The organism is Paraburkholderia sp. J12 (assembly GCF_905220215.1).
Classification (GTDB): Bacteria; Pseudomonadota; Gammaproteobacteria; order Burkholderiales; family Burkholderiaceae; genus Paraburkholderia.
Genome location: NZ_CAJMZC010000056.1, coordinates 1 through 352, shown reverse-complemented (window position 1 = coordinate 352; position 352 = coordinate 1). Strand labels below are relative to the sequence as shown.

Annotated in this window: 1 pseudogene; it reads left to right on the top strand. The window is 70.5% G+C overall.

Features of this window, described 5'->3' with window-relative positions:
- Window positions 1–351: pseudogene (locus U5760_RS31580) on the top strand (urocanate hydratase); the annotation flags it as partial.
- Between the last annotated feature and the right edge of the window lies 1 nt (window position 352).

The following is a 352-nucleotide window of genomic DNA, read 5'->3' as shown; positions in this document are numbered from 1 at the left end:
CGGGACCACCTGGATACGGGTTCGGTGGCGAGCCCGAACCGCGAGACGGAGTCGATGAAGGACGGCTCGGATGCGGTGAGCGACTGGCCGCTGCTCAATGCGCTGCTGAATACGGCGGGTGGGGCGTCGTGGGTGTCGCTGCATCATGGCGGCGGCGTGGGGATGGGTTTCTCGCAGCACGCGGGCGTGGTGATCGTGGCGGACGGCACGGCGGCGGCGCACGAGCGTCTGGGCCGGGTGCTGCACAACGACCCGGCGACGGGCGTGATGCGCCACGCGGATGCCGGCTACGAACTCGCGCAGCAGACTGCGCGCGAAGCAGGGCTGAAGCTGCCGATGCTCGGCCGATGAG